Source organism: Frankia canadensis, from assembly GCF_900197875.1.
In the GTDB taxonomy this organism is placed as follows: domain Bacteria; phylum Actinomycetota; class Actinomycetes; order Frankiales; family Frankiaceae; genus Frankia; species Frankia canadensis.
Genome location: NZ_FZMO01000545.1, coordinates 1 through 20,919, shown reverse-complemented (window position 1 = coordinate 20,919; position 20,919 = coordinate 1). Strand labels below are relative to the sequence as shown.

The window sequence follows — 20,919 nt, the reverse complement described above, 5'->3', positions numbered from 1 at the left end:
CCCGATGCCACCGCCCCGCTCGTTGCCCGGAAGGTGGCGTGGGTCGGCGCGGCCGCGAGGAGTGCCAGATCACCGTGTCGGTAGGCTGCTGCCCGTGGTGGATTTGAGTGACGCCGAGCTTGATGCTCTGGTCGAGCGTGCCGTCGTCGACGCTTACGGCGAAGACGAACAACTGACAGCCTTCCACACCGTGATCGAAGAAAATCTGGCGGTTCCCTTCCAGACCACTGTCCTGGGTGTGGAGGTGACCGTCACTGGGATAGATCTGCAGGCCGGAGGCGGTATCGTGGCGGTCTGCACACGTGGGAGACATCGCCAGGCGATCGGCATCCTGGAACTACCGTTGCCCACCCCAGCCCCGGCGGGGGCGGAATGGATCCACGCCTACCGGCACTGGGCGCCCTGACGAAGCGACGACATAGGCGGATCGAACGGTGTCCGAGTACCAGTACTACGAGTTCCTGGCCCTTGACCGCCCTCTGGACGAACGGCAGCAGGTCGAGGTCCGGGCGCTGTCCACCCGGGCACGCATCACCGCCACCAGTTTCACCAACGAATATCAGTGGGGCAACTTCTCCGGCGATCCACACATCATGATGGAGCGCTACTACGATGCCCACCTCTACCTCGCCAACTGGGGCACCCACCGCATCATGCTCCGCCTGCCCCGAACCCTTCTCGACCTCAGGACCGTCGAGCAGTACTGCGTGGACCCACACGTCACCGCCTGGACCACCCGGCAGCACCTTCTCCTCGACCTGACCAGCGAGAACGAGGCCGAGGACTGGGTCGAAGGCGCGGAGGATTCACTGTCGGCAATCGTCGGTGTCCGCGCCGAACTTGCCGCTGGTGACCTCCGCCCTCTCTACCTGGCCTGGCTGGCCGGTTACGGAACCTGGGAACGGGACGAGGACGCCTTCGACGAGGAGGAGGAGGGGGACCCCGAACCGCCGGTGCCCGCCGGGCTGGGCACCCTCACCGCGCCTCAGCGGGCCTTGGCGGACTTCCTCCGCCTCGACGCCGACCTGCTCGCCAGCGCGGCTCAGGCCAGCCCACCCTCATCACCGGTCAAGGAAGACCCTCGCGAAATCGCAAGATGGATCAAGAGCCTTCCCGCTCGTGACAAGGACACGCTCCTCCTGCAGGTCGCGCGGGGCCACGGCACCCGAACTCAGGCGGAGATACTGCGACGCTTCCGCGGCGAACCCGACAACGACAGGAACGATCACCCTCGACGGACCGTCGCCCAACTGCTGGACACCGCCGCGGACATCCGCCAGAAACGCCACCGACGCGCCAAGGCCGCGAGCGCCAAGTCGAAGGCTTTGTAGGCATGACCTCTTCCCGAAGACAGAGGTCCAACGCAGCTGACAGATCTGTCGAGTTGTCTTACCGGTCCCGGCCGTGCTTGGTCAACCGTTCGGCGAGGGATACGGCGAGGCCCTCGTCGAGCTTAGCCCTCACGGCGCGGAGCGCAGTACGGGAGCGCCAAGCGATGCGGTCAGCGAAGCAGACCGAGGTAGCGTGAAAGCGTGTGCTCAACCTGCGCCATGTCGTCGCGGGAGAGGTAGTCCACGAGTTCACCGGTGACATAGGCGCTATCGATGGTCCGGATCTGGTCGATCAGGATCCTGGTCGACCGTCCCGTAATAACCACCTCCGGCCTGAAGGCGGACGCCTGCGCGCCGGTCGACGTTGGAACGATCGTAACCGTGGACCACGCGTTCTGCTCAATACTCATGACGACGCCAAGCCGACGCCCCCGCTGCTCATGCCCGCGCTTGGCGTCGCCGAGGTCCACCGGGTATACCGCCCCCCGGATCACGGTTGGTCCTGCGATCTGGCTGGTACCGCGAGATCCGTACCTGCGATTCTGATGTTGCCGTTGGTGTCGTACTCCCACGCGTCGGGCTCGGCGGACAGGTCCTCGTTCCGCAGCCGGTACATATCCTCGCGGGCACGCACCTCCCATGCCTCCCGGTCAAGCAGTCGCAGGGCGCGTCGGATGACGTCGCTGGTCTTCTCGTCTTGACGGCGGTTGGCCTCAACGATCCGGAGGTCCTCTTCGGTGGGGCGGAATCCGACGCTCATGAGGTCACTGTACAACAAAAGTACAACACCCGGGGTGGCCGGCGGACGCTCAGGTCGGGGGCACATGTTTCCCGAGTGTGGTACCGAGGCTGATTGGCCGCGTAGTCGTCCTCAGATCGTCACCGATGTCCCGGACACCTTCGAGGATCAACCGGCCCACCACGGCCGTCTCCTCGTCGAGGTCGTCTGCCGCGCTCGTGCCGCCTGTGAGGACACGCGCCGGATGGTTGTCCACGCACACGCCGGGTCGCGCGGCCGGGGCGCCAGGACCAAAGCCGGCCGCGGGCGCACATCATCGCGGTGGTCATGAGTGCCACACTTGATCGATGGAGGCGCGCACGTCGGCACAGGATTCACCGGTGGTGCTGGTAAGTCATGCGGCCTCCGACCGGCGGTGGGCCGAATGGCTGGCCTGGAGGATGCAGGCGGCGGGCGTCGAGCCGCTGCTGGAAGGATGGCACGCGGTGCCGGGCGTGAACCGCCTGCGGTGGTTGAACGAGTCCCTCGTTCGAGCGGACTGGCTGGTGCTCGTGCTGAGCGAGAGCTATCTGGCCGAGAGCGGGGCGTCGCTGCCGTGGCCGAGTATCGTCAACCCGACCGACCGACGTGTCCGCCTGGTCCCGGTGAAGGTGGATGAGTGTTCCCCTCCGGGTTTGTTGGCGAGCCTGGTGACGATCGACCTGGTCGGTCTCGACGAGGAGAACGCCGCGGCCACACTGCTGTCGGGTCTGGGCGCGAGCATCCGGGGATCCGCCGTGCCCACAGTGGCACCACCGTTCCCCGGCGTCCCCTTCCCTGGTGGCCGCCCGCTGCCCGGCGGGGCGGAGGTCGTCTCACCACCGCGGGAGCTGCCCCCGACCACACGGTTCTTCACCGGCCGGCAGCAGCAGATCGCCGAGCTGATGTCCGGTGCCGAAGCGGCCTGTCCGGATGGCGGCCGTGCGGCTGTGGCCGGTGCGTCCGTGATCCTGTCCGTGCACGGGATGGCAGGGGTCGGCAAAACGACGCTCGCCCTGCGCGTAGCGCATGAGCTCGCTGACCGGTTTCCCGACGGGTGCCTGTTTCTGGACCTGCACGGGGCGACGCCGTCCGTCGAACCGATCGAACCTGACGCCGCGCTGAGTGAACTGCTGCGCCGTGTGGGCGTGCCTGGTGCACAGATCCCCCCTGCGCTGGAGGCCAGGGCTGCCCTGTACCGGGGTCGGCTTGCGGGCACGCGGACCCTGGTCGTTCTCGACAATGCGCGCTCGGCGGAGCAGGTTCTTCCGCTGCTCCCCGCGGCGTCCGGATGCCTGGTGATTGTCACCAGTCGCCGTCGCCTTGCCGCGCTGGACGAGGCACGCTCGTGGCATCTGGAGGTCCTGCCCCCGGAAGGGGCGCGTGACATGCTCACCTCCGTGGTGGGCGCCGACCGGCTCGCCGGTCAGGACGACGCCACGATGCGGCTGGTCGACCTGTGCGGGCGGCTCCCGCTGGCGTTGCGGATCGCGGCGGCGCGGCTACGCACCCGGCCGGCGTGGTCGGTCGCGGACCTGGCTGACCGGCTGGCCGACCACCATGACCGGCTCGCCGCGCTGGAGGACGGCGAACGCGGTGTGGCCGCCGCCTTCGCCGTGTCCTACCGCGACCTCACCGGCGAGTCCCAGCGGATGCTGCGCCGTCTCGGACTTCACCCCGGAGTGGAGATGGACACGCACGCCGCCGCCGCCCTCGCCGGCGTCACACCGGCCCAGGCGGATCGGGCGTGTGAACATCTCCTGGACGTCCACCTTCTTCTCGAAGCCGGGCGTGATCGCTACCGATTCCACGACCTTGTGCGAGCCTTCGCTCGTGACCGAGCCGGCGACGAGGACTCCGAAACGGAGTGCCTCCAGTCGACCCGCGTCCTGTTCGACCACTACGTTTCCACCGCCGCGACGGCGGTCCGCACGCTTTTCCCCACAGAGGTTGATCATCTGCCGCCGGTGCGGTCCCCTTACGTGCAGCCGCGGTGGAGCGGCGATCGGCAGGGAGCGCGACATTGGCTTGATCTCGAACGTGCCAACCTGGTGCGTGTCGCGGCCCAGGCGAACCTGCACGGCTGGCGCCACGCCCTGGAACTGGCGGCGATTCTGTTCCGTTACCTCGACCTCGGTGCCCATCTGACCGAGGCGATCGCCGTCTACACCGCCGCCCGCGACACCGCCCGAGCCCTCGGCGACCATGCCCAGCACGCCCATGTGCTGACCAGTCTGGCGGGTATCTGCCGACACCAGGGGCGGTACGCGGACGCCGCCGAGCATGCCCGGGAGGCGCTCACACTCTTCCAGCAGATAGGTGACGAACGTGGTGAAAGCAGGGCGCTCACCGCCCTGGGCATCATCTACTGGCGGCAGGGTCGCTACGACGAAGCCCTCATCCACAACCAGCGCGCGTTCGACCTGTGCCAGAAGTCAGGCGACCAGCGGGGTCAGGCTCGCGCCCTCGGCAACATCGGCCATGTCCACTGGCGGCAGGGCCGCTACACCCTGGCCGTTGACCACCAGCAGCGGGCGCTTGAGCTGCACCAGCTGACCGGCGACACCCGTGGACAGGCCCATGCGCTGGGCAACCTCGGCAATGTCTACTGCCACCAGGGCGACCACGACCTCGCGGCCGATCACCATCGGCAGGCCCTCGCCCTCTATCTGACCTTGGCCGACCGCAACGGCGAGGCGGACGCCCTGACGAACCTCGGCCTCGTCCACCACGCGCAGGGCCGCCACGACGATGCCGCCCGTCATCACCGACAGGCCCTCGATCTCTACGAAGAGATCGATGATCATAACGGCCAGGCCCGCGCGCGGAACGGACTTGCGGAACATCTCCACATCGCTGGCCATCCCGAGCAGGCTCTTCACCACCATGCCCTGGCGCTCACCCTGACGCACGCCACCCAGGACAGCTACGAGATGGCCCGCTCCCACGCCGGCCTCGGCCGTGCCCTCGACGAGCTCGGCAACCACGACACCGCCCGCGAACACTGGCAGTCAGCCCGTGACATCTACGCCGCACTCGACGTCCCCGAAACCAGCGAGGCCAACAGCGCACTGAAAATGCCGACATCCACCAGATGAGTAACTCCTACCCCTCCCAGGCGGCATCGTCCTGCCGCTGCCGGACCGTCCAGCCCCGCTATAGCTCTTGATACGCGCTTGTTCGGCGGCGCATCGTCGATCTGGGGGCGCCGGACGTGCTGCGCCATCTGGAAAGGTGTCGATCGTGAGGGGGTAGGGACTTCATGCCGACCAGCCGTCATCATCTGTCCGGCAAGGCCATCCGAGATGGGGTTCATGTGCCGACCTGAATGCTGTCGCTGGCCCTGCTTTTCATGGGAATGCGGCTCGTGCTGCGGGCTTGCTGGCGCCATCCCATCGTTGTGACCTGGCTGGTCGGTGCGTTTCTGATCGCGCAGGAAATCAGCTTTCTTTAGGCTGTGCTCGCAATGAGAAGCGCCGCGGCGAGATGCTTGCCATGATCGTTCCTGCGAGATCGTTCGCAGTCTCGTGTACCGGAGTGAACCTCGCCATGGCGCGAGCGGGCTTGCGTCGACGCCGCGCATAAAAAAAGTCCGGCTGCAGCGTGATCTTCTATGGCCACGCTGGCCGGACTGGACGGGTGCGCCGTCAGGGACTTGAACCCCGAACCCGCGGATTAAGAGATCATCGGTGGGCTGTCCGCCGGTGTCCGTGGACATCCGTCAGTGCACGTCAGGGGCTCGGCCTCCTCCACCGAGCCCCGTGGCTGTCTCCAGCTGTTCGCGGGCTTGGCTGCCTGTCTGGCTGCCATCGCGTCGCCGGCAACCTTCTGATCCGTAGTCAGATGTTCGATCGTCCACAGGCGTCCGCGGGTGTCCCCCGGTGCAGGTCACAGGCTCGGCCACGTCCGGCGGCGTCCACGGCCGTCCACCCCCGTTGCAGTACAACTGCCGTACGGCACTCTCCGAGCAATGGTCACGGACCGTACTCACGGTAGCCGCTTCGCAGGGTGGCCACAGACAGTCTCGTGCCTGCCAAGGCGGAGGGGTCGGGCTGTCCGCTGCAACTGGCTCTGTCTCCCGGCCGCCCGCCGCTGGCGTGCCCCCTGCTTGCTTTTCTGCCCCCTGGCGTGCGCGGCGGGATAGCGACAAGACCATCGTGCCGTGGCTTGATCGTTCAGACACCGGTAGGTCGCCGACCCAACCCCAGCGAACATGGAATCTTCGGTGGCTCGTCCGCTGGTGTCCGTGGTCGTCCACCGGTCCTGGTCACGGGCTCAGTCTCGTCCGCCGGCTCCCGTAGCTGTCTCCCTAGTTTCTGGTGGCTTCGCTGCCGCTCTGGATGCCAGCCGTCGATCTTGACGGAGGCCAGGCCCGGATGTCTGGCTGTGCAGGGCGGTGCCTTGCAGCGCGGTGGGCAGGTAGGGCGCTCCCGTCGGGCGCAGTCCAGCGCGCTGGGCGGGTCCGGTATCGTTGATCGTCGGGTGGAGAGTGGCGGGCAAGGAGTTAACCAATGCGGTCATATGCGTTCTGGAACAATAAGGGAGGCGTCGGCAAAAGCTTCCTCTGCTTCATTGCCGCATGCGAGTACGCGCACAGGAATCCCGACTCGGACGTTTATGTCATCGATCTATGTCCGCAAGGAAATGTGAGCGAAACCCTCCTCGGAGGCTATCAGCTTAGCGCGGCGGCCATAGACGACCTGGTCTCGCGACAGCCTCGCGCAACGATCGCCGGCTATCTCGAGGCTCGCCTCAGCTCCCCATTTCGCATGTTGGATGACGTATCATCATTTGTCGTTCGCCCATCCGAGGTCAATAAGAGCATCCCCGAAAATCTTCTCTTGATCTGCGGAGACAATCTCCTGGAAGTGTTGTCGGAAGCCATCAGGCAGACGTCGCAGCTTGTAGTGCCGGTAGATGCGTGGCGCCAAGTCATCGAGTGGGTCAAAGACCTTACACTCGCGCTCTCTGCCCGAAGTGGTGACCGTGACTCCCTGTTTGTGATCGACTGTAACCCAAGCTTCGCGATATACACGCAGCTAGCCTTGGCAGCATGCCAGAGCGTCATCGTGCCGTTTACGGCTGACGATAGTTCACGAAGAGCAATTCAGAATGTAGTAGCACTTCTTTATGGCATCGGCGATGCACATATAGCAACATACGCTCGCATTAACTTTGCGAAACGTGCGATCGAAGAGCGCGTACAAGTTCCGAAATTGCATGCGTTCGTTAGTAATCGCGTAACCCAGTATAGAGGAAATGCTAGCCGGGCATTCGCTGCGGTTGCGCAGACCATCGCGCAAACGCTAGACGACATCTACAAGAGGCACCGAACTCTCTTCACGGACCCTTCCAAGCGTCCGAGCGACGCATTTATTGAAATTCCGGACTATCACGGTGCGTGTATCGTAGCCTCCATGACGGGGACGCCGCTGCACCGTCTGTACGCAGGCCCACGCAATATTGCCGGAGAACGAGTGCAGCTCAACTCTGACCCCCTGGATCGGTACAAAAGTGCTTTGGGCGACTTCGTAGATAGCCTATAGATGCCATCGCCTGCGCGATCGATATTTCTTGGTGCGATCAATAAGGCAATATTACTCAGAGTTACGGCCAATGATTATCGGCTTAAGCCAATGCGATCCGACGCCAAACAAGCTTACTACCACGCTTCTCTTGCTGCCTCCGTCGCTGCGTGGGAGTCGTATGTTGAGAACTCGGTTCGAGACTTCATTGCGGCATCCGCCGATCCGCTTCAGGTGGCACATACTGGCCTTCATTCGATTGTTGATGGTCACGCCCGGCTAGCGCTGAAGAAGTTCAACACGCCGACCTGGGAGAACAGTCGAACTCTCTTATTTCAGAATACCGGTTACGACCCAATCGGTGATTGGGTGTGGGTGCGCAGAAGATTATCTTCGTTGGCAGTGAAGGCGAGACTTAACGAAATAGTACAGGTTAGGCACAGTTTCGCTCACGGTTTCGACATCCCTGCCCTCGATTGGACAACCTCGCCACTCGGAGTCGTGCGACTGACAAGCTCCGGGCTTCGCTTCAACGAGCAGCTTTTCCTACACCTTGGGCGCGAAACGGAGCGCGGCCTTAAGACCCACCTTGGCACCGTTTTTGGGAAGCGAGTCGTCTGGTAAAGATGATTTATGTCAAATTGCGGGCGAGATGCGCTTTCGGCGCGACGGGCCGGCGAGCACGGCGCGCCAGCGCCGCGCGCAGCCGCCGCGCGGCGCGGCCGTCCGATTCGGCTCTTGAAATCCTAAAACGAGCAATTCGGCAACCTCAGACCTCGTCGCTCGGACGTCTGGCCGTGGCCATCGCGAACAGTGCGGATGTGCGGGCGTCTCGGCCGCCCTGAGTGTCGAGGTGGTGTTGGGCGGTGTCGATGGCGGCCTGGAGCTCGGCCACGTCGCCCCGTGGGAATGGGTGGGGTAGGTGGCTGAGGGGTGCGGTCACGATGCCGTCGGCTCCGGCGGTGAGGCTGGCGGCGATGTGACGGGCGGTGCCGTCCCATAGAGCGAAGCTCGGGCCGGTCGCGCTGCGAAGAGCGGCGATGCCCGCGGGCGGGACCTTGGAGACCTTGGCGGCGGCGGGGAGGACTTCGGCGGCGCGGGCGGTGGCGGCAAGCTCGGGTGTCAACGTGGTCGGGCTGAACTCGGGATGGCTGAACAGGTAGCTCGGCTTCGGCAGGCGGGCGAAGAGTTCCAGGGCCTCGGCGTTGCTGGTGAGGTCGCGTAGGACGACCATCGGAACGACACCGGAGTCGGTGGCGTGGGTGATGTCGGCAGGGGTCCAGCAGCAGGCGGTGAGCCGGTCCACGCCGATGGCGTCCGCCCACAGATCCACAACGGCGGCGCGGTCGGTTTCGCTGGCCTGGTGTCCGCCGGTGGTGGTGCCAGACAGGATGAACCGGTATGCCCACGTGCGCGCGGCTCGCATTGCGTAGGCCGTGGTGGCGGGGGCGTCGATGTGGCCGTCTGGGGTGCGGAAGGTGAGGGCGGGAAGGACAAGCTGCATTGTGGTCAGTCCACCTCGTCCCGTTCCGGCCGGACGGCTCCGGCTCCCTCTGCCAAGGCGCGGTGGATGCAAACGGCGGCCTCGTCGGGCGGTCGCTGGTCGGTGCGTAGCACCAGGTCGAACAGGTCTGCAGTCGCCGTGGCGAGATCGGTTTGCGTCTCGTCCCATGCGGTCAGTCTTTCGGCAACGTCGGTGCTGCCGCGCTGGCGGGCTCGGGTGGCGGTGATGTCGCGGGGGCACCAGAGCAGGACGGTTAGCCAGCGGGCGGGATATTCGGCGTGAAGCGCGTGGATGCCGGCGACCTGGCCGAGGTGGACGACTGGGACTCGGCTGGCAGCGGTCAACTCGTCGAGGCGGGGCCGGTCGATGGCGTAGACGTTCCCGTACCGCTCGTTCGCGTAGAGGATCGAGCCTTCCGCCTGGAGGCGGTCAAGGTCGCCAGCGGATGCCGCCCGGTAGGGGGCGCGGGCGTTCGCGCCGACTTTCAGCCGGTCGAACTGTGTATAGCGATCAGCCAACGCTGCCAATGCCGCGGTGACCGTGTCCTTTCCGGAGGCGGGCGGTCCGTAGAGGATGACGGCGTCAGGACGCATCGCGGATCCGGCTGGCCAGGCGGCGGGCGTGTTCGGCGAGGTTGCTGCGGGCGTGGCGGCTGTTGTCGACCACGTAGTGCGTGCACACCGGCCGCTGGTCGGGGTCGATGGTGGCCACGTACTCGTCCCAGTAGGACAGCTTCCACGTGTCCCGGGCGGCGTCGCGGGATTCGAGGTAGTCGCGTTGCGAGTCGATATCGCAGCGAAGCCAGACCACGGCGATCGCCGCGCCGGCCTTCGCGCAACGCTTCTTCATCCGCTCCACCCACGCCGCGTCCGTCAACTCGCGGACGAACGGGGCCGTGACGACCGTGGGCAAGCCCAAGCGGAGGTTGTCGAACGCGGTGTCGAACATCGCCCGGTACTCCAACGGGCGGATCCGGCCGGTGTAAATCTCGCCTTGGCGGTCGTTCGGGTCAGTGTCCATCGACAGCAACAGGGACTCGGTGAGCGGGCGGCTCATCGTGTCCTTGTCGAGTAGCGACCATCCGGTGATCTCGCAGAGGAACCGGGCGAACTCCGTCTTCCCCGATCCAGGGAATCCGGCCACCATGACGAGGACCGGGGCGCCTTCGCGGGGCCGTCCGGAACTCCAGGCGTTGAGGATCTTCGCTTCGAGATCGAACGGAGGCAACTCGACCCGACGGCCCTTCCCGGCGGCGGGCGGCTCGATGCTGGCAAGTAGCTGGCGGATGGAATCGGTGACCTCGTCGCGACGGGGCACGACCGGCGGCGCGCCGAACGCGGCCCCGGCCTGCTCCCGAAGATGGGTCGGTACCCGCAGCGACTCACGCGGTGGCCTTGGGGCAACCACCGGCGCACCGTGACCCTCCCAGGGCCGGGACGCCAGGCCGACCATCGCGCCGGGGATGCGCAGGCCGTCGGCGATGCGCTCGATCACCTCGACTTCCTCGACCCTGGCCTTGCCCCCGGCGATACGGCTGATCCGGGACTGACTGAAGCCCTCGATGGACGAGGCTATGCGGTCCTGGCTGACGTGGTCCCACTTGCGCATGAGCAGGAACGCGGCGCCGAAGTCACGGGCGCGTAGGACTGCGGCCATGTCGTCGCGGTGCAGCAGCTCGGCGGAGACGGTGTAGCGCTGCCAGGTGGTCTCAGGGTCAGCGGTCATTCGTCGCTCTTCGGTCGGTGGCAGGTCGGGACAATCTGCGTGAGCAGACCGGCACGGTGAGCATATCGGGGGGATGCCGTGTCGACATCCCAAGCCGGGATCAGGCGGTCAAACGGCGCCGGACCGGCGCTGATCTGTGCGCCTACTGTCGGCCGGATCGGCGGTGGAATGTCGTCGATCCATGCCGGGTCGACATTCCGTGTCCGGGTGGTCTCGATGAGTCTTGTCGGCAGTCGACGCCGTTCGTGCTGACTTCCGCTCCGCGGGCGGCGTCGACCCCGAAGCGACGGTGGTCGGCTCGTCGGTGGCCTCGTCGGCTTCGGTGTCTCGGGCGCGCCGTGGCGGATGGCGCCGACAGATCAACGAAGGGGAAGCGGATGAGCGTCGGCGTTGCGACGGACGGTGGAGGTGGTCACGGCATCGAGGTGACCTGTCCCGCGGCGGACGATCCGGAAGGGCAGGGGCGGCGGGCGCCGTCACGGCGGGATCTGCTGTGCGCGCGGACCCCGACCGAACCCGGGGGGCCGGACGCGGGTGGTCCATCGCCGCTCCTCGGCGCTCGTGGGGTGCGTCGGATGCTGTGGGCCGTCGTGGTGCGCGGGCCGCGGGGTGCGCTGCTCGGGGTCATCGGGTTCTTCTCCACCCGGGCGGCGGCCTGGACCTACGTCCGGGATCGGCAATTCCGGGGCGCGATCGTGCTGCCGGCCATGCCCGCCGGGGCGGAGTCGGTCCGATGATCGCCGATCGAGTATCGGCCAGTGAGGACACAGTGAGGTCGCTCGACCTGTCGGTGGCGCATCCGGCGCGGATGTATGACTACTACCTCGGCGGTAAGGATCATCTGCCGGCGGACCGTGAGGCCGCGGAGAAGGTGGTGGAGGCGGTGCCGGATGTGCCCGTGGTCGCGCGTGCGAACCGGGCCTTCATGGTCCGTGCGGCGCGGTTCCTCGCGGGCGAGTGCGGGATCCGTCAGTTCCTCGACGTGGGCACGGGCATTCCGACGAGTCCGAACCTGCATGAGGTGGTGCAGGGCGTCGCCCCGGAGTGCCGGGTCGTGTACACCGACAACGATCCGGTGGTGCTGACCCACGCACGCGCGCTGCTGACCAGCACCCCGCAAGGGTGCACGGCCTACCTGGACGCGGACCTGCGTGACCCGGCGCTCATCCTCGACGCTACGGAACTGCGCGACGCCCTCGACTTCCACCGGCCGATTGCTCTTTTTCTCGTCGCGGTCCTGCACTTCCTGACCGACAACGACGGCGCGCACGCCCTGGTGCGCTCGCTGGTCGACGCCCTGCCGCCTGGCAGCTTCCTCGTCGTCTCCCATGCCACCGGCGACCTTGCACCCCCACGGGTCGGGGAGGTCGTCGACGCCTACGCCTCGTCGTCGGCGCCGCTGGTGCTGCGGGGCCTGGGGGACGTGTGCCGCTTCTTCGCTGGAACCGATGTTCTCGATCCGGGCGTGGTGCGGCTGCCGCTGTGGAAACCGGACACGCCACCGGCCGACGTCCACACGGTGTGGGGGTACGGCGGCGTCGGCCGCAAACCCTGATCCGTCCGCACCTGGCGGCCGGATATCCGAGAAAGATCATATGGAGGTAGTGGGTGCTGTCTGATCTACGTGCGGCGGGAGCGGCGAGCCTCGCCCCCGCGGCGGGGCTGTTCCTGCCGGAGCTGCACCACCGGCGGGACATCGGCCTGGACCTCGTCCAGGTCAACGGCATTGCGGACCTGTGCCACGGGTACACGCAGAAACGATCGAAGATCAACCAGCAGATGACCCGGCTCGCCGGTGAACTGCTCGCCGGAATCCTGGGCGGCAAGGTCGGCAACGACACGGCCCGCCAGTCGCTGACCGCGCATGCCGAGACCCGCGGCATCCTGTTCGCCGACGCCGAGAACCTGATGCTCGCCACGCTCGCCGACGGCTACCGGCTGCTGAGCGCGGAACAGATCGACCGCGCGTTGGCCGTCCGGCGCGGGCAGACCTCGGCCGGCTTCGACACGATCGCCGACGCGATGTACATGGACGAGGCGGCACCGACCCGCCTGTGAGCCGGTGACGGGCCGTCCCCCGACATCCCGCCCGTCACCACCCGGGAGGACCCGCGTCCGGCCGAACCTCAGCGGCCACGGGTTCGGGTCCTCCCACCCTGTCACTCCCGCCACCCCAGGACGTGGCCGGCGTCCGTGAGCGCGTTCATGCCGGCCACACGCGGCCCCGGATCCCCATCATGGGATCCGGGGCCGTCCTGTGTCCGCAGCCGCGGACGACCGGGAGGCCCGGCCCCTGAGCAGAAGTGGGGGCTACCGGCTGCGCTGCCGGTCGAGGTCGTCGAGGCGACGCAACAGCGCACGCAGATCGTCGCGGATGTCGCGGACGCCTTCGAGGATCAACCGGCCCACCACGGCCGTCTCCTCGTCGCGGTCGTCCGCCGAGCTCGTGCCGCCCGTCAGGACGCGCACCAGGTGATCGTCTGGCCAGTCCAGGGCACGGGCAATGGCCGTCAACGTCCGGGTGCGCACGCGCCGGGTCGCACCGTGCTGCACCAGCCGCAACGTGGACACGGCGATGCCGGCCCGGTCGGCGAGCTCCTGCTGTCCGATGCGCCGGGCGGCCATTCGGTCGGTGATGGCGATGGCGACCGCTTCCCAGTCTTCGCCCTCGGCGTCGGGTGCGTTCTCGGATGCGTTCACCCGACCGGGACGATCAGCCATGCCCGGCATGCTAGCGAATAGGCATTGCACCGGCCTGCCCTGGTCAACGCCTATATCGACCCTGCATGTCGTGCATGAGTTCATGCACCCTCGACATTCATCGATCCCGACTGCTCATGCACCGCCGATATAGCGCTTGAAACGCGCTTGTTCGGCGGAGCATTGTCGTTCCGTACCCGCCGGACAGGCTCGACGTCCGGCCCGTCGGAGCAACGAGGATGGTGGATCTATGGCGGTGCCCAGGCGCATTCCGCTCGCGTTCGGGGTGGTGTTCCCTGTGGGGGCGTTCGTGGTCGGTGTCGATCCGGTCAACGACTTCGACAAGGTCCGGGCGGGGGTGGCCGACGCGCAGCAGCGCGACGAGGAGACCGGCGACCTGGTGTGGCAGGTCAAGGTCATCGACGCTGACCCGGACGCGCGGACGAACGAGGTCAAGATCCGGATGACCGCGCCGGTGCAGCCGGTCCCGCCGGACCTGCTGCCAGGAACACCGTTCCGGCCGGTGGAGTTCGACGGCCTGTCGATCACGCCCTACATCGACCGGCGCAATGCCGAGCGTCCGAAGATCGCCTACTCGCTGCGGGCGTCCGGCATGCGGGCCCCCGCTGCGCTGAACGGTCGGCGCCCGGCTCCGGGGGTGGCGGCATGACGGGCCGGCGGCGTCCCGTGATCGACGGCATGCGGTCGTCCTCTCACCTCGGCCTGCACGTCGGCGCCGACTGGTCCGTGACCTGCCACGTGTACCCGAACCGATCGCCGATCCTCGCGGTCCGCCTCGGGCTGACGTCGTTCTCGCTGTCACCGGCGGGGAATGCGGTCACCTCGGACCATATTGATTTCGCCTACGCGCTGATCGCGGCCGTGAACGACTATCTCATGGAATGCGAACGCATCCGGTTCGACACCGGCGAGTCGTCCGCGGGACCGCTGGCCGCGTAGCAGGATCCCGCACTCCCGGTCGGGCGGCTCTGGAATCAACCTGCGATTCCGGGTCGCCCGACCATCCTCCCTCACTTCCTGTCCTTGGTTTCGCGCGCTCGGAAATGGGTGGTGTTGGCATGTCCAGAATCAATGGTGATCAGCGTTTGCCGCGGGTGCCGACGCGGGCGGACAAGGTCCGGGTGCCGGTATGGATGCTGCTGGTCGCGCTGGCGTTCAAGGGTTTGTGGCTGGCGTTGCGGGGCTGCTGGCGGCATCGGGTCGTGGTCGGCTCGCTGGTCGCGGTGCTGCTGGTCGTGCACCGGGTCGGCCTGGCCGGGCTCGGCGCTCTCGTCGGCGGGCTGGCGCTGGTGGCGGTGGTGTGGTGGCGGGTGCATGGCCGGTCGTTCTGGCCGGTGGTGTGGTGGCTGTGGGGCCGTGCCCGGTTGACGTTCGTCTACCGGTGGCGGTGGAAGCCGGCGATGGTGCACACCGACCTTGCGATCCGCATGCCGACGTCGACCGGTGATCAGGTGACGTTCGACGAGTACTTTCCGCGGATCCGTTCCATCCGCTCGTCGCGGTCGGTGGACGTGCTGCGGGTGGAGCTGCTGCCCGGTCAGACCCCGGCGAGTTGGGCGGAGCAGGCCGAGGCGCTGCGGCACGTGTTCCGGGCTCGGCGCTGCCAGGTCCACGGGGAGACGACCCGGTTCGTGCGGGTCTCCTTCCACCGGCATGACCCGCTGACCCGCCCGGTGCCCCCGGCGAGCCTCGACGACGACTCCGACGATGCCGGCCCTGACCCGGCCGGCACCGTCGACCCCACGGGCGCCCGTCGTTCGTCGGATGTGGGCCGGCTGGTGGCGGGGCTGTCGGCGGTGCCGGTGGGCCGTTGCGAGGACGGAACAGAGTGGACGCTGCCGGTGCGCGGGTCGCATGTGCTGATCGCGGGGGCGACCGGGGCGGGCAAGGGCTCGGTGTTGTGGGGGCTGCTGCGCGGTCTGGCGCCCGCGGTGCGCGCCGGGCTGGTGGAGCTGTGGGTGTGTGACCCGAAGGGCGGGATGGAACTGGCCTTCGGTCGTCCGCTGTTCACCCGCTTCGCCACCACCACGGACAGCATCGCTGATCTGCTCGACGACGCGGTGGCCCGCATGCAGTCGCGCACGGCGGTGTTGGCGGGGAACACCCGCCTGCACACGCCCACCACCGTCGAACCGCTCATCGTCGTCGTGGTCGACGAGATCGCCTCGCTGACCGCCTACGTGACGGATCGGGAGGTGAAGAAGCGGATCGGGGCGGCGTTGCCGCTGTTGCTGTCCCAGGGACGCGCCCCCGGAGTGGTGATCGTCGCCGCGGTGCAGGACCCGCGTAAGGAAGTGCTGCCGTTCCGCGACCTGTTCCCGGTCCGGGTGGCGCTGCGGATGACCGAAACCGACCAGGCCGACCTCGTCCTTGGTAACGGCGCTCGGGAACGCGGTGCCCGCGCCGACGAGATCCCCCGCGCGCTGCCCGGGGTCGGTTATGTGCTGCACGACGGCAACCCCGACCCGGTCCGGGTCCGCGCCGGCTACATCGACGACGCCGAAATCGGCCGGATCGTCACCCACTACCGGCCGACGCCCCGGGGCGGGTGGACCCCCGACATCAGCGGCTACCTCGACGACGACGACCCGTTCGACGGCCTCGACCAGGCCGCGTGAGCCGACCGGACCCGGATTCCTGCGCCCCGCTTCCGTCCCTGCCGGCCTGTGCGACCTGCGGCCATCCTCTCGTCGCGCACGGCCGGCGGGGCTGCCGGGCCGACGTCTCCGGTCTGCGCTGCGGCTGCACTCACTACACCGACCCCGTCCCCGACGCTTCGGAGGAACCACCTGCCGATGACCTTCCCCACCGCCACCCCGGACCACCTGCCCCCGGCGCTCCCTGAACCGGCCAACCCCGGCCCGGTAGACCGGCCTGGGTCTCGGGCGGCGCGGATGCGCTCTCCGTTGGCCCGTCAGGTCGTCGAGGCGGTCGCGGTGGACAACGGGGTGTGCGTCCGGCCGCTGGCGATGCGCCGGACCAGCCTGGACACCGGCGAAACACAGATCATCCCCGTCCCCTGCGGCGCCACCTTCGCATCGAAGTGCCCGCCGTGCGCGGAACGGTCCCGGCGGCTGCGGATGGCCCAGTGCAAGAGCGGATGGCACCTGGACGACGAACCCCTTCCCGACCCCGATCCGGCGTCGAGCGACGCGAAAGCGCTTGCGGTGCTGCGTGCGGACCTGGAGCAGGCACGCGGCGAAGTCCTGGCGGCCGGCGACGTCGACCAGGTCGCAGAGATCGACCAGATGATCGGCCAGGTCGACCAGGAACTGTCCGACCTCGGTGTCCGCGGGCGGATCGCTCCGGCTGACCGGGACCGGCCGCGTCGGGTCCGCTCGACCCGTCGGCGTCAGGATGCCCCGGACCTGCCTCGGCTGCCTGTCGAGCGGCGCACGGTCGGGCGGACGTTCACCGCACCGGACGGGACGGTGTGGCGGCCGTCGATGTTCCTGACGCTGACCTGCGACACCTACGGCCGTGTCCGCTCGGACGGCACCCCGGTGGACCCGGCGACCTATGACTATCGGCGGGCGGCGCGGGATGCGATCCACTTCCCGAAGCTGCTGGATCGGTTCTGGCAGAACCTGCGCCGGGCGGTCGGCTGGGACGTCCAGTACTTCGCCGCACTCGAACCCCAACGCCGACTCGCGCCGCACCTGCACGCGGCGATCCGGGGGACGGTGCCGCGGGCGATGCTGCGGCTGGTCGCCGCTGCCACCTACCACCAGGTGTGGTGGCCATCCTGTGATCAGCCGATCTACCTCGACGGTGACCTTCCCGCCTGGGACGACACCACCGGCGGCTACCTCGACCCGACCACCAGCGTCCCGCTGCCGTCGTGGGATGCCGCTGTGGACGCGATCGGCGTGGACGACAACCCCGCCCACGTCGTCCGCTTCGGCCCGCAACTGCGCGCGGACGGGGTGACGGCGAACTCGGCGAACACCGGCCGGATGATCGGCTACCTCACCAAATACCTGACGAAGAGTCTCGACGCCTGCCACGCCATCGACACCGACCGGCAGCGGGCGCACGTTGACCGGCTCGCCGACGCCCTGCGCTACGAACCATGCTCCCCGACGTGCGCGAACTGGCTGCGCTACGGCATCCAACCCCGCAACCCCCGCAAGGGCCTGACCCCCGGCCGCTGCACCGGCAGGGCGCACCGGCGGGAAACGCTCGGCTTCGGCGGCCGGCGCGTGCTGGTGTCCCGCCGCTGGTCCGGCAAGACGCTCACCGACCACCGTCACGACCGGGTCGACTTCATCCGCCAGCAACTCGCCGTGCTCGGCGCCACCGGCACCGGCCCGGCCGCACCCGGCACCGACCCGGCCCGACTCGCCTGGACGCTGCTACGGCCTGGGGACCCGGCCGCCCCCCGCCGTGAGCATCTGATCCTGCACGCCATCGCCCAACGCCACGCCTGGCGCGCACAGCTCAACACCGGTGCAGGCGTCAACGGAAGTTCGGCAACGGGACCGCCCCTCGCGGACGCTGCCTGACCCGTCCGCCCGCGAACCCGGGAGACCCTGTGACGAAACTTCTTCTCACTCCGACGGAAGCCGCTGACCTGCTCGGCGTCAGCCGCAGCACCATCTACGAACTCCTGAACAGCGGCGACCTCGAATCCGTCCACATCGGCCGATCCCGCCGCATCCCCTCCGCGTCACTGCACGCCTTCGTCAACCGGCTCCGCGGCCTCGACGACGGACAGGCGGCATGACCCCGCTCATGGGCCGTCGGGCGGCGGGAGGTCGGGCCGGTGTTCGGCAATCCATGCTTCGACGTCGGTGGTCCGCCAGATGTGACCGGCGGCCAGGGAGGCATACGGGGTGGGGAAGGTCGGGTCTTCCTTCAGAAGCTGGTTCACCCTGGTCCGCCCGACCCCCAACCGGCGGGCGATCTCCGCCGCTCCCATCAGCGGTTGCGTCATACTCCGCAATCTACTGGACGACCGTCTAGCGCCGCGTGTACCGTGGGCGCCACTGGACGGTCGTCCAGTCGAGTTGAGGCGGTTCCGGCCTGGTGCGCGAACACCTGACCGGAACCTTGATCCCTTCCTGCGCGAACAGGAGAGAGACCCATGCCCATCTTCCCGCCCGACGGTCCCACCGCGGGGCCGACCCCCGGCGGAACCCCGCCGCTGATCGTCGTCAGCCTCATCCGCACCGGCGTCTACGCGCTGACAGTGCGATCGGGTGCCGATGCCCGCGAGGTCGCCGAGACGCTGGCCCGGCTGCCGGTCGACGCCTTCCTGACCGAACACTTCGGCAGCGTCGACCTCACCATGGTGTTCCGCACGGTGCCCGACGCTCGCAACCCCGAGCGCACCGGCGGCATCACCCCCACGGGACCGGCGGCGGCACGCGGAACCCGCCCGTAGCGGATCCCTCGCCCCACCCATTTTTCTTCCGTTCTCTGGTGGCGCCTCAACCTGTCGGGGCGACGGGCGGGTCAAGGGTCGGCCGTAGGCCGATCGCGTAGCGACGCGAAGCGCCCTTGACCCGTTCGGCGACCCGACAGACCATTTCAGCGCCAGAGAACGGAAATCCACTCGTGCGGCGACGTCAGCCGCTATCCGTGCGACCGTTCTTTCGGCAAGGAGCCAAATCCCGGATGTCCACTCACTTTCCCGCGACCCCGCGGGTGAGCCTTACTCAGGCGCTGCATGACCACCTCGACCGGGCGTCCCGTGGCCAGGGGCGCGCCTACCCCCAGTACGACGGAGAGACCAAGTTCGCCTGCGACATGGAAGACAGCCCCTACGGCTGCCCGTGGTGCGACGCCGTCGAATGGCCGGGCGGCAACCCGCTGGACGCCGCCTGATGGCCGCGCGCAAGGGTCGGCGCGGCGCCGGTGAGGGAGCCATCTACAAGGACACGTCCGGCCGCTGGCGGGCCACAGTGGATCTCGGTTGGAAGGACGGCAAGCGGCAACGCAAGTACCTCTCCGGCAGGACTCGGGCGGAGGTCGCCGAGAAGCTCCGTACGGTCCGGCGGCAGCAGGAGGACGGCGTCAAGGTCGTCACCGGCGACAAGCCGCTCACGGTCGAACAGTGGCTGACGTTCTGGCTCGACACGATCGCCGGTCGCAAGGTGCGCCCGTCCACCCTCGCGACCTACCGCGGATACGTCCACAACCGAATCGTTCCAGAACTCGGCGGATACCGACTCGACCGGCTCGAACCCGAGCACCTGGAATCCTTCTACGCCGCGTGCGAGTCGGAGGGGCTGGCACCGGCGACCGTGCTCCAGATGCACCGGATCATCTCCCGCGCACTGAAGATCGCCCATCGGCGGGGGAGGGTGACACGGAACGTCGCCACGCTGGTGGATGCGCCCTCAGTCGAGCGAGACGAGGTCAGACCGCTCACCGCGGCCGATGCGCGGGCGATCCTGGACACGGCCAAGGGGCAGCGCGATGCCGCTCGCTGGTCCGTGGCTCTCGCGCTCGGGCTGCGCCAGGGGGAAGCCCTCGGCCTGGCCTGGGACGCGGTGAGCCTCGACATCACGCCCGCAACCCTCACGGTTCGCCAGGCGCTGCAACGGCGCGCGTGGGCGCACGGCTGCGAAGATCCGAAGACCTGCACGACCGCGCGTCGCTGCCCTCGGCGCACCGGCGGCGGGCTCGTCATCGTTCCCCCGAAGTCGCGGGCTGGTCGGCGGACCATCGTGATCCCGGCGAACCTCGCCGCGAGCCTGCGGGTTCACCGCGCCGCGCAGGAGGCCGAACGTCAAGCGGCCGGCGGGGAGTGGATCAACAAGCATGATCTGGTGTTCGTGCAGCCGAACGGGCGGCCGATCGACCCGCGGGCGGACCATCGGGCCTGGCAGGATCTTCTGACCCGTGCCGGTGTCCGTACGGCTCGGCTCCACGATGCCCGCCACACCATGGCGAGCCTGCTCCTCGCGCAGGGTGTCCACCCGCGCGTCGTCATGGAGATCATGGGTCATTCGCAGATCAGCCTGACCCTCGGCACCTACAGCCACGTCGCGCCCGAGCTGTCGACCGACGCGGCCGACCGGATGGGCACTGCCCTGTGGGGAACTGCGCCGGACGCAGACAGTAATGCTGACCCACAGGAGGACACCGACGAAGAATGAGTAAACGCGCACCTGTGGCTGCCAGCCTGGCTGCCAGGAATGCTCCAGCGGGTTCATCAAAACCGATGAAGTGGCTGGTAGCTACGGGTGCGCCGTCAGGGACTTGAACCCCGAACCCGCGGATTAAGAGTCCGCTGCTCTGCCAATTGAGCTAACGGCGCCTGGCCTTCGCGTTCCCCCGGAGGTTCCCGCGTCGACATGGAGAACTGTACCCATGTCGACGCGGGAGCCTCCGGGGGAACGCGAAGGC

At 67.9% G+C, this 20,919-nt stretch carries 24 protein-coding genes and 1 tRNA gene; 17 read left to right on the top strand and 8 right to left on the bottom strand.

Going from position 1 to position 20,919, the window contains the following annotated elements; all coding sequences use genetic code 11:
- Nucleotides 1-94 precede the first annotated feature (94 nt).
- Together C1A33_RS30785 and C1A33_RS30780 are read left to right on the top strand one after the other, a co-directional pair.
- Entirely contained in the window at nt 95-406 is a 312-nt protein-coding gene (locus tag C1A33_RS30785; protein WP_101835770.1) for a hypothetical protein, read from the top strand.
- A 28-nt stretch (nt 407-434) separates the two neighbouring features.
- A complete protein-coding gene (locus C1A33_RS30780; protein ID WP_101835768.1) occupies nt 435-1,331 on the top strand; it encodes a hypothetical protein in 897 nt (298 codons plus the stop codon).
- 170 nt (nt 1,332-1,501) lie between these two features.
- On the opposite strand, the gene C1A33_RS30775 is transcribed toward C1A33_RS30780, so the two are convergent.
- Entirely contained in the window at nt 1,502-1,825 is a 324-nt protein-coding gene (locus C1A33_RS30775) for a type II toxin-antitoxin system PemK/MazF family toxin (protein ID WP_101835766.1), read from the bottom strand.
- Entirely contained in the window at nt 1,822-2,091 is a 270-nt protein-coding gene (locus C1A33_RS30770) for a hypothetical protein (RefSeq protein ID WP_101835763.1), read from the bottom strand. Before C1A33_RS30770 ends, C1A33_RS30775 begins: the two co-directional genes overlap by 4 nt.
- Before the next feature lie 359 nt (nt 2,092-2,450).
- On the opposite strand from C1A33_RS30770, the gene C1A33_RS30765 reads away from it, so the two are divergent.
- The 4 genes from C1A33_RS30765 (at nt 2,451) to C1A33_RS38220 (ending at nt 8,237) form a co-directional block, all read left to right on the top strand.
- Nucleotides 2,451-5,186 (top strand): tetratricopeptide repeat protein, encoded by a 2,736-nt coding sequence (locus C1A33_RS30765; protein ID WP_165818658.1) that lies wholly within the window; start codon nt 2,451-2,453, stop codon nt 5,184-5,186.
- A 230-nt stretch (nt 5,187-5,416) separates the two neighbouring features.
- Nucleotides 5,417-5,542 (top strand): hypothetical protein, encoded by a 126-nt coding sequence (locus tag C1A33_RS37645; protein WP_279354725.1) that lies wholly within the window; start codon nt 5,417-5,419, stop codon nt 5,540-5,542.
- Between the two features lie 1,057 nt (nt 5,543-6,599).
- Nucleotides 6,600-7,634, top strand: coding sequence for a ParA family protein (locus C1A33_RS30760; protein WP_101835759.1), 1,035 nt, complete (start codon nt 6,600-6,602; stop codon nt 7,632-7,634).
- Nucleotides 7,635-8,237, top strand: coding sequence for a HEPN domain-containing protein (locus C1A33_RS38220; protein ID WP_165818657.1), 603 nt, complete (start codon nt 7,635-7,637; stop codon nt 8,235-8,237).
- A 145-nt stretch (nt 8,238-8,382) separates the two neighbouring features.
- Here C1A33_RS38220 and C1A33_RS30755 read toward each other — a convergent pair whose 3' ends face one another.
- The 3 genes from C1A33_RS30755 to C1A33_RS30745 are packed head-to-tail and all read right to left on the bottom strand — an operon-like array spanning nt 8,383 to nt 10,842.
- Nucleotides 8,383-9,117: a hypothetical protein gene (locus C1A33_RS30755; RefSeq protein WP_101835757.1), complete on the bottom strand. Its 735-nt coding sequence runs from the start codon at nt 9,115-9,117 to the stop codon at nt 8,383-8,385.
- A 5-nt stretch (nt 9,118-9,122) separates the two neighbouring features.
- A complete protein-coding gene (locus C1A33_RS30750; protein ID WP_101835755.1) occupies nt 9,123-9,710 on the bottom strand; it encodes a guanylate kinase in 588 nt (195 codons plus the stop codon).
- A complete protein-coding gene (locus C1A33_RS30745) occupies nt 9,700-10,842 on the bottom strand; it encodes a P-loop nucleotide/nucleoside kinase family protein (protein ID WP_101835753.1) in 1,143 nt (380 codons plus the stop codon). The genes C1A33_RS30750 and C1A33_RS30745 overlap by 11 nt, the downstream gene beginning before the upstream one ends.
- 377 nt (nt 10,843-11,219) lie before the next feature.
- Between C1A33_RS30745 and C1A33_RS30740 the strand changes: the two genes are divergently transcribed.
- The 3 genes from C1A33_RS30740 to C1A33_RS30730 are packed head-to-tail and all read left to right on the top strand — an operon-like array spanning nt 11,220 to nt 12,900.
- A complete protein-coding gene (locus C1A33_RS30740) occupies nt 11,220-11,579 on the top strand; it encodes a hypothetical protein (RefSeq protein WP_101835751.1) in 360 nt (119 codons plus the stop codon).
- Nucleotides 11,576-12,397, top strand: a complete 822-nt coding sequence (locus tag C1A33_RS30735; protein ID WP_101835749.1) for an SAM-dependent methyltransferase — start codon at nt 11,576-11,578, stop codon at nt 12,395-12,397. The genes C1A33_RS30740 and C1A33_RS30735 overlap by 4 nt, the downstream gene beginning before the upstream one ends.
- Nucleotides 12,398-12,450: 53 nt before the next feature.
- Complete coding sequence (locus tag C1A33_RS30730; RefSeq protein WP_101835747.1) at nt 12,451-12,900, top strand: hypothetical protein; 450 nt, start codon at nt 12,451-12,453, stop codon at nt 12,898-12,900.
- Between the two features lie 252 nt (nt 12,901-13,152).
- Here C1A33_RS30730 and C1A33_RS30725 read toward each other — a convergent pair whose 3' ends face one another.
- The gene (locus C1A33_RS30725; protein ID WP_101835782.1) at nt 13,153-13,563 is read right to left on the bottom strand and encodes a helix-turn-helix domain-containing protein; all 411 of its coding nucleotides are present in this window, start codon (nt 13,561-13,563) and stop codon (nt 13,153-13,155) included.
- Between the two features lie 229 nt (nt 13,564-13,792).
- Here C1A33_RS30725 and C1A33_RS30720 point away from each other — a divergent pair, with 229 nt between their 5' ends.
- The 5 genes from C1A33_RS30720 to C1A33_RS30695 all read left to right on the top strand — a co-directional run bounded on the left by C1A33_RS30720 (nt 13,793) and on the right by C1A33_RS30695 (nt 18,289).
- Nucleotides 13,793-14,212 carry a plasmid replication, integration and excision activator gene (locus tag C1A33_RS30720; protein WP_101835745.1) on the top strand — a complete coding sequence of 140 codons (420 nt, stop codon included), beginning with the start codon at nt 13,793-13,795 and terminating at the stop codon, nt 14,210-14,212.
- On the top strand, nt 14,209-14,502 hold the full coding sequence (locus tag C1A33_RS30715) for a hypothetical protein (protein WP_101835743.1): 294 nt from the start codon (nt 14,209-14,211) through the stop codon (nt 14,500-14,502). The genes C1A33_RS30720 and C1A33_RS30715 overlap by 4 nt, the downstream gene beginning before the upstream one ends.
- Nucleotides 14,503-14,621: 119 nt before the next feature.
- Complete coding sequence (locus C1A33_RS30710) at nt 14,622-16,181, top strand: FtsK/SpoIIIE domain-containing protein (RefSeq protein ID WP_101835741.1); 1,560 nt, start codon at nt 14,622-14,624, stop codon at nt 16,179-16,181.
- A gap of 177 nt (nt 16,182-16,358) precedes the next feature.
- Nucleotides 16,359-18,068, top strand: coding sequence for a replication initiator (locus C1A33_RS30700; RefSeq protein WP_101835737.1), 1,710 nt, complete (start codon nt 16,359-16,361; stop codon nt 18,066-18,068).
- A gap of 29 nt (nt 18,069-18,097) precedes the next feature.
- Complete coding sequence (locus C1A33_RS30695; RefSeq protein WP_101835735.1) at nt 18,098-18,289, top strand: helix-turn-helix domain-containing protein; 192 nt, start codon at nt 18,098-18,100, stop codon at nt 18,287-18,289.
- Between the two features lie 6 nt (nt 18,290-18,295).
- Here the strand turns inward: C1A33_RS30695 and C1A33_RS30690 are convergent, their stop codons facing one another.
- The gene (locus C1A33_RS30690) at nt 18,296-18,499 is read right to left on the bottom strand and encodes a helix-turn-helix transcriptional regulator (RefSeq protein WP_243408100.1); all 204 of its coding nucleotides are present in this window, start codon (nt 18,497-18,499) and stop codon (nt 18,296-18,298) included.
- A gap of 150 nt (nt 18,500-18,649) precedes the next feature.
- On the opposite strand from C1A33_RS30690, the gene C1A33_RS30685 reads away from it, so the two are divergent.
- The 3 genes from C1A33_RS30685 (at nt 18,650) to C1A33_RS30675 (ending at nt 20,669) form a co-directional block, all read left to right on the top strand.
- Nucleotides 18,650-18,949, top strand: a complete 300-nt coding sequence (locus C1A33_RS30685) for a hypothetical protein (protein ID WP_101835734.1) — start codon at nt 18,650-18,652, stop codon at nt 18,947-18,949.
- A gap of 233 nt (nt 18,950-19,182) precedes the next feature.
- Entirely contained in the window at nt 19,183-19,392 is a 210-nt protein-coding gene (locus C1A33_RS30680) for a hypothetical protein (protein WP_101835732.1), read from the top strand.
- Nucleotides 19,392-20,669 (top strand): tyrosine-type recombinase/integrase, encoded by a 1,278-nt coding sequence (locus C1A33_RS30675; RefSeq protein WP_101835730.1) that lies wholly within the window; start codon nt 19,392-19,394, stop codon nt 20,667-20,669. The genes C1A33_RS30680 and C1A33_RS30675 overlap by 1 nt, the downstream gene beginning before the upstream one ends.
- 88 nt (nt 20,670-20,757) lie before the next feature.
- On the opposite strand, the gene C1A33_RS30670 is transcribed toward C1A33_RS30675, so the two are convergent.
- Nucleotides 20,758-20,830, bottom strand: a tRNA-Lys gene (locus C1A33_RS30670).
- Nucleotides 20,831-20,919: the final 89 nt, after the last annotated feature.

Coding starts and splice junctions, on each gene's coding strand:
- C1A33_RS30700 (WP_101835737.1), top strand. CDS start 16,359: ATGACCTTCCCCACCGCCACCCCGGACCACCTGCCCCCGGCGCTCCCT.
- C1A33_RS30680 (WP_101835732.1), top strand. CDS start 19,183: ATGTCCACTCACTTTCCCGCGACCCCGCGGGTGAGCCTTACTCAGGCG.
- C1A33_RS38220 (WP_165818657.1), top strand. CDS start 7,635: ATGCCATCGCCTGCGCGATCGATATTTCTTGGTGCGATCAATAAGGCA.
- C1A33_RS30715 (WP_101835743.1), top strand. CDS start 14,209: ATGACGGGCCGGCGGCGTCCCGTGATCGACGGCATGCGGTCGTCCTCT.
- C1A33_RS30685 (WP_101835734.1), top strand. CDS start 18,650: ATGCCCATCTTCCCGCCCGACGGTCCCACCGCGGGGCCGACCCCCGGC.
- C1A33_RS30745 (WP_101835753.1), bottom strand. CDS start 10,842: ATGACCGCTGACCCTGAGACCACCTGGCAGCGCTACACCGTCTCCGCC.
- C1A33_RS30675 (WP_101835730.1), top strand. CDS start 19,392: ATGGCCGCGCGCAAGGGTCGGCGCGGCGCCGGTGAGGGAGCCATCTAC.
- C1A33_RS37645 (WP_279354725.1), top strand. CDS start 5,417: ATGCTGTCGCTGGCCCTGCTTTTCATGGGAATGCGGCTCGTGCTGCGG.
- C1A33_RS30750 (WP_101835755.1), bottom strand. CDS start 9,710: ATGCGTCCTGACGCCGTCATCCTCTACGGACCGCCCGCCTCCGGAAAG.
- C1A33_RS30735 (WP_101835749.1), top strand. CDS start 11,576: ATGATCGCCGATCGAGTATCGGCCAGTGAGGACACAGTGAGGTCGCTC.
- C1A33_RS30710 (WP_101835741.1), top strand. CDS start 14,622: ATGTCCAGAATCAATGGTGATCAGCGTTTGCCGCGGGTGCCGACGCGG.
- C1A33_RS30760 (WP_101835759.1), top strand. CDS start 6,600: ATGCGGTCATATGCGTTCTGGAACAATAAGGGAGGCGTCGGCAAAAGC.
- C1A33_RS30740 (WP_101835751.1), top strand. CDS start 11,220: ATGAGCGTCGGCGTTGCGACGGACGGTGGAGGTGGTCACGGCATCGAG.
- C1A33_RS30770 (WP_101835763.1), bottom strand. CDS start 2,091: ATGAGCGTCGGATTCCGCCCCACCGAAGAGGACCTCCGGATCGTTGAG.
- C1A33_RS30725 (WP_101835782.1), bottom strand. CDS start 13,563: ATGGCTGATCGTCCCGGTCGGGTGAACGCATCCGAGAACGCACCCGAC.
- C1A33_RS30690 (WP_243408100.1), bottom strand. CDS start 18,499: ATGACGCAACCGCTGATGGGAGCGGCGGAGATCGCCCGCCGGTTGGGG.
- C1A33_RS30755 (WP_101835757.1), bottom strand. CDS start 9,117: ATGCAGCTTGTCCTTCCCGCCCTCACCTTCCGCACCCCAGACGGCCAC.
- C1A33_RS30720 (WP_101835745.1), top strand. CDS start 13,793: ATGGCGGTGCCCAGGCGCATTCCGCTCGCGTTCGGGGTGGTGTTCCCT.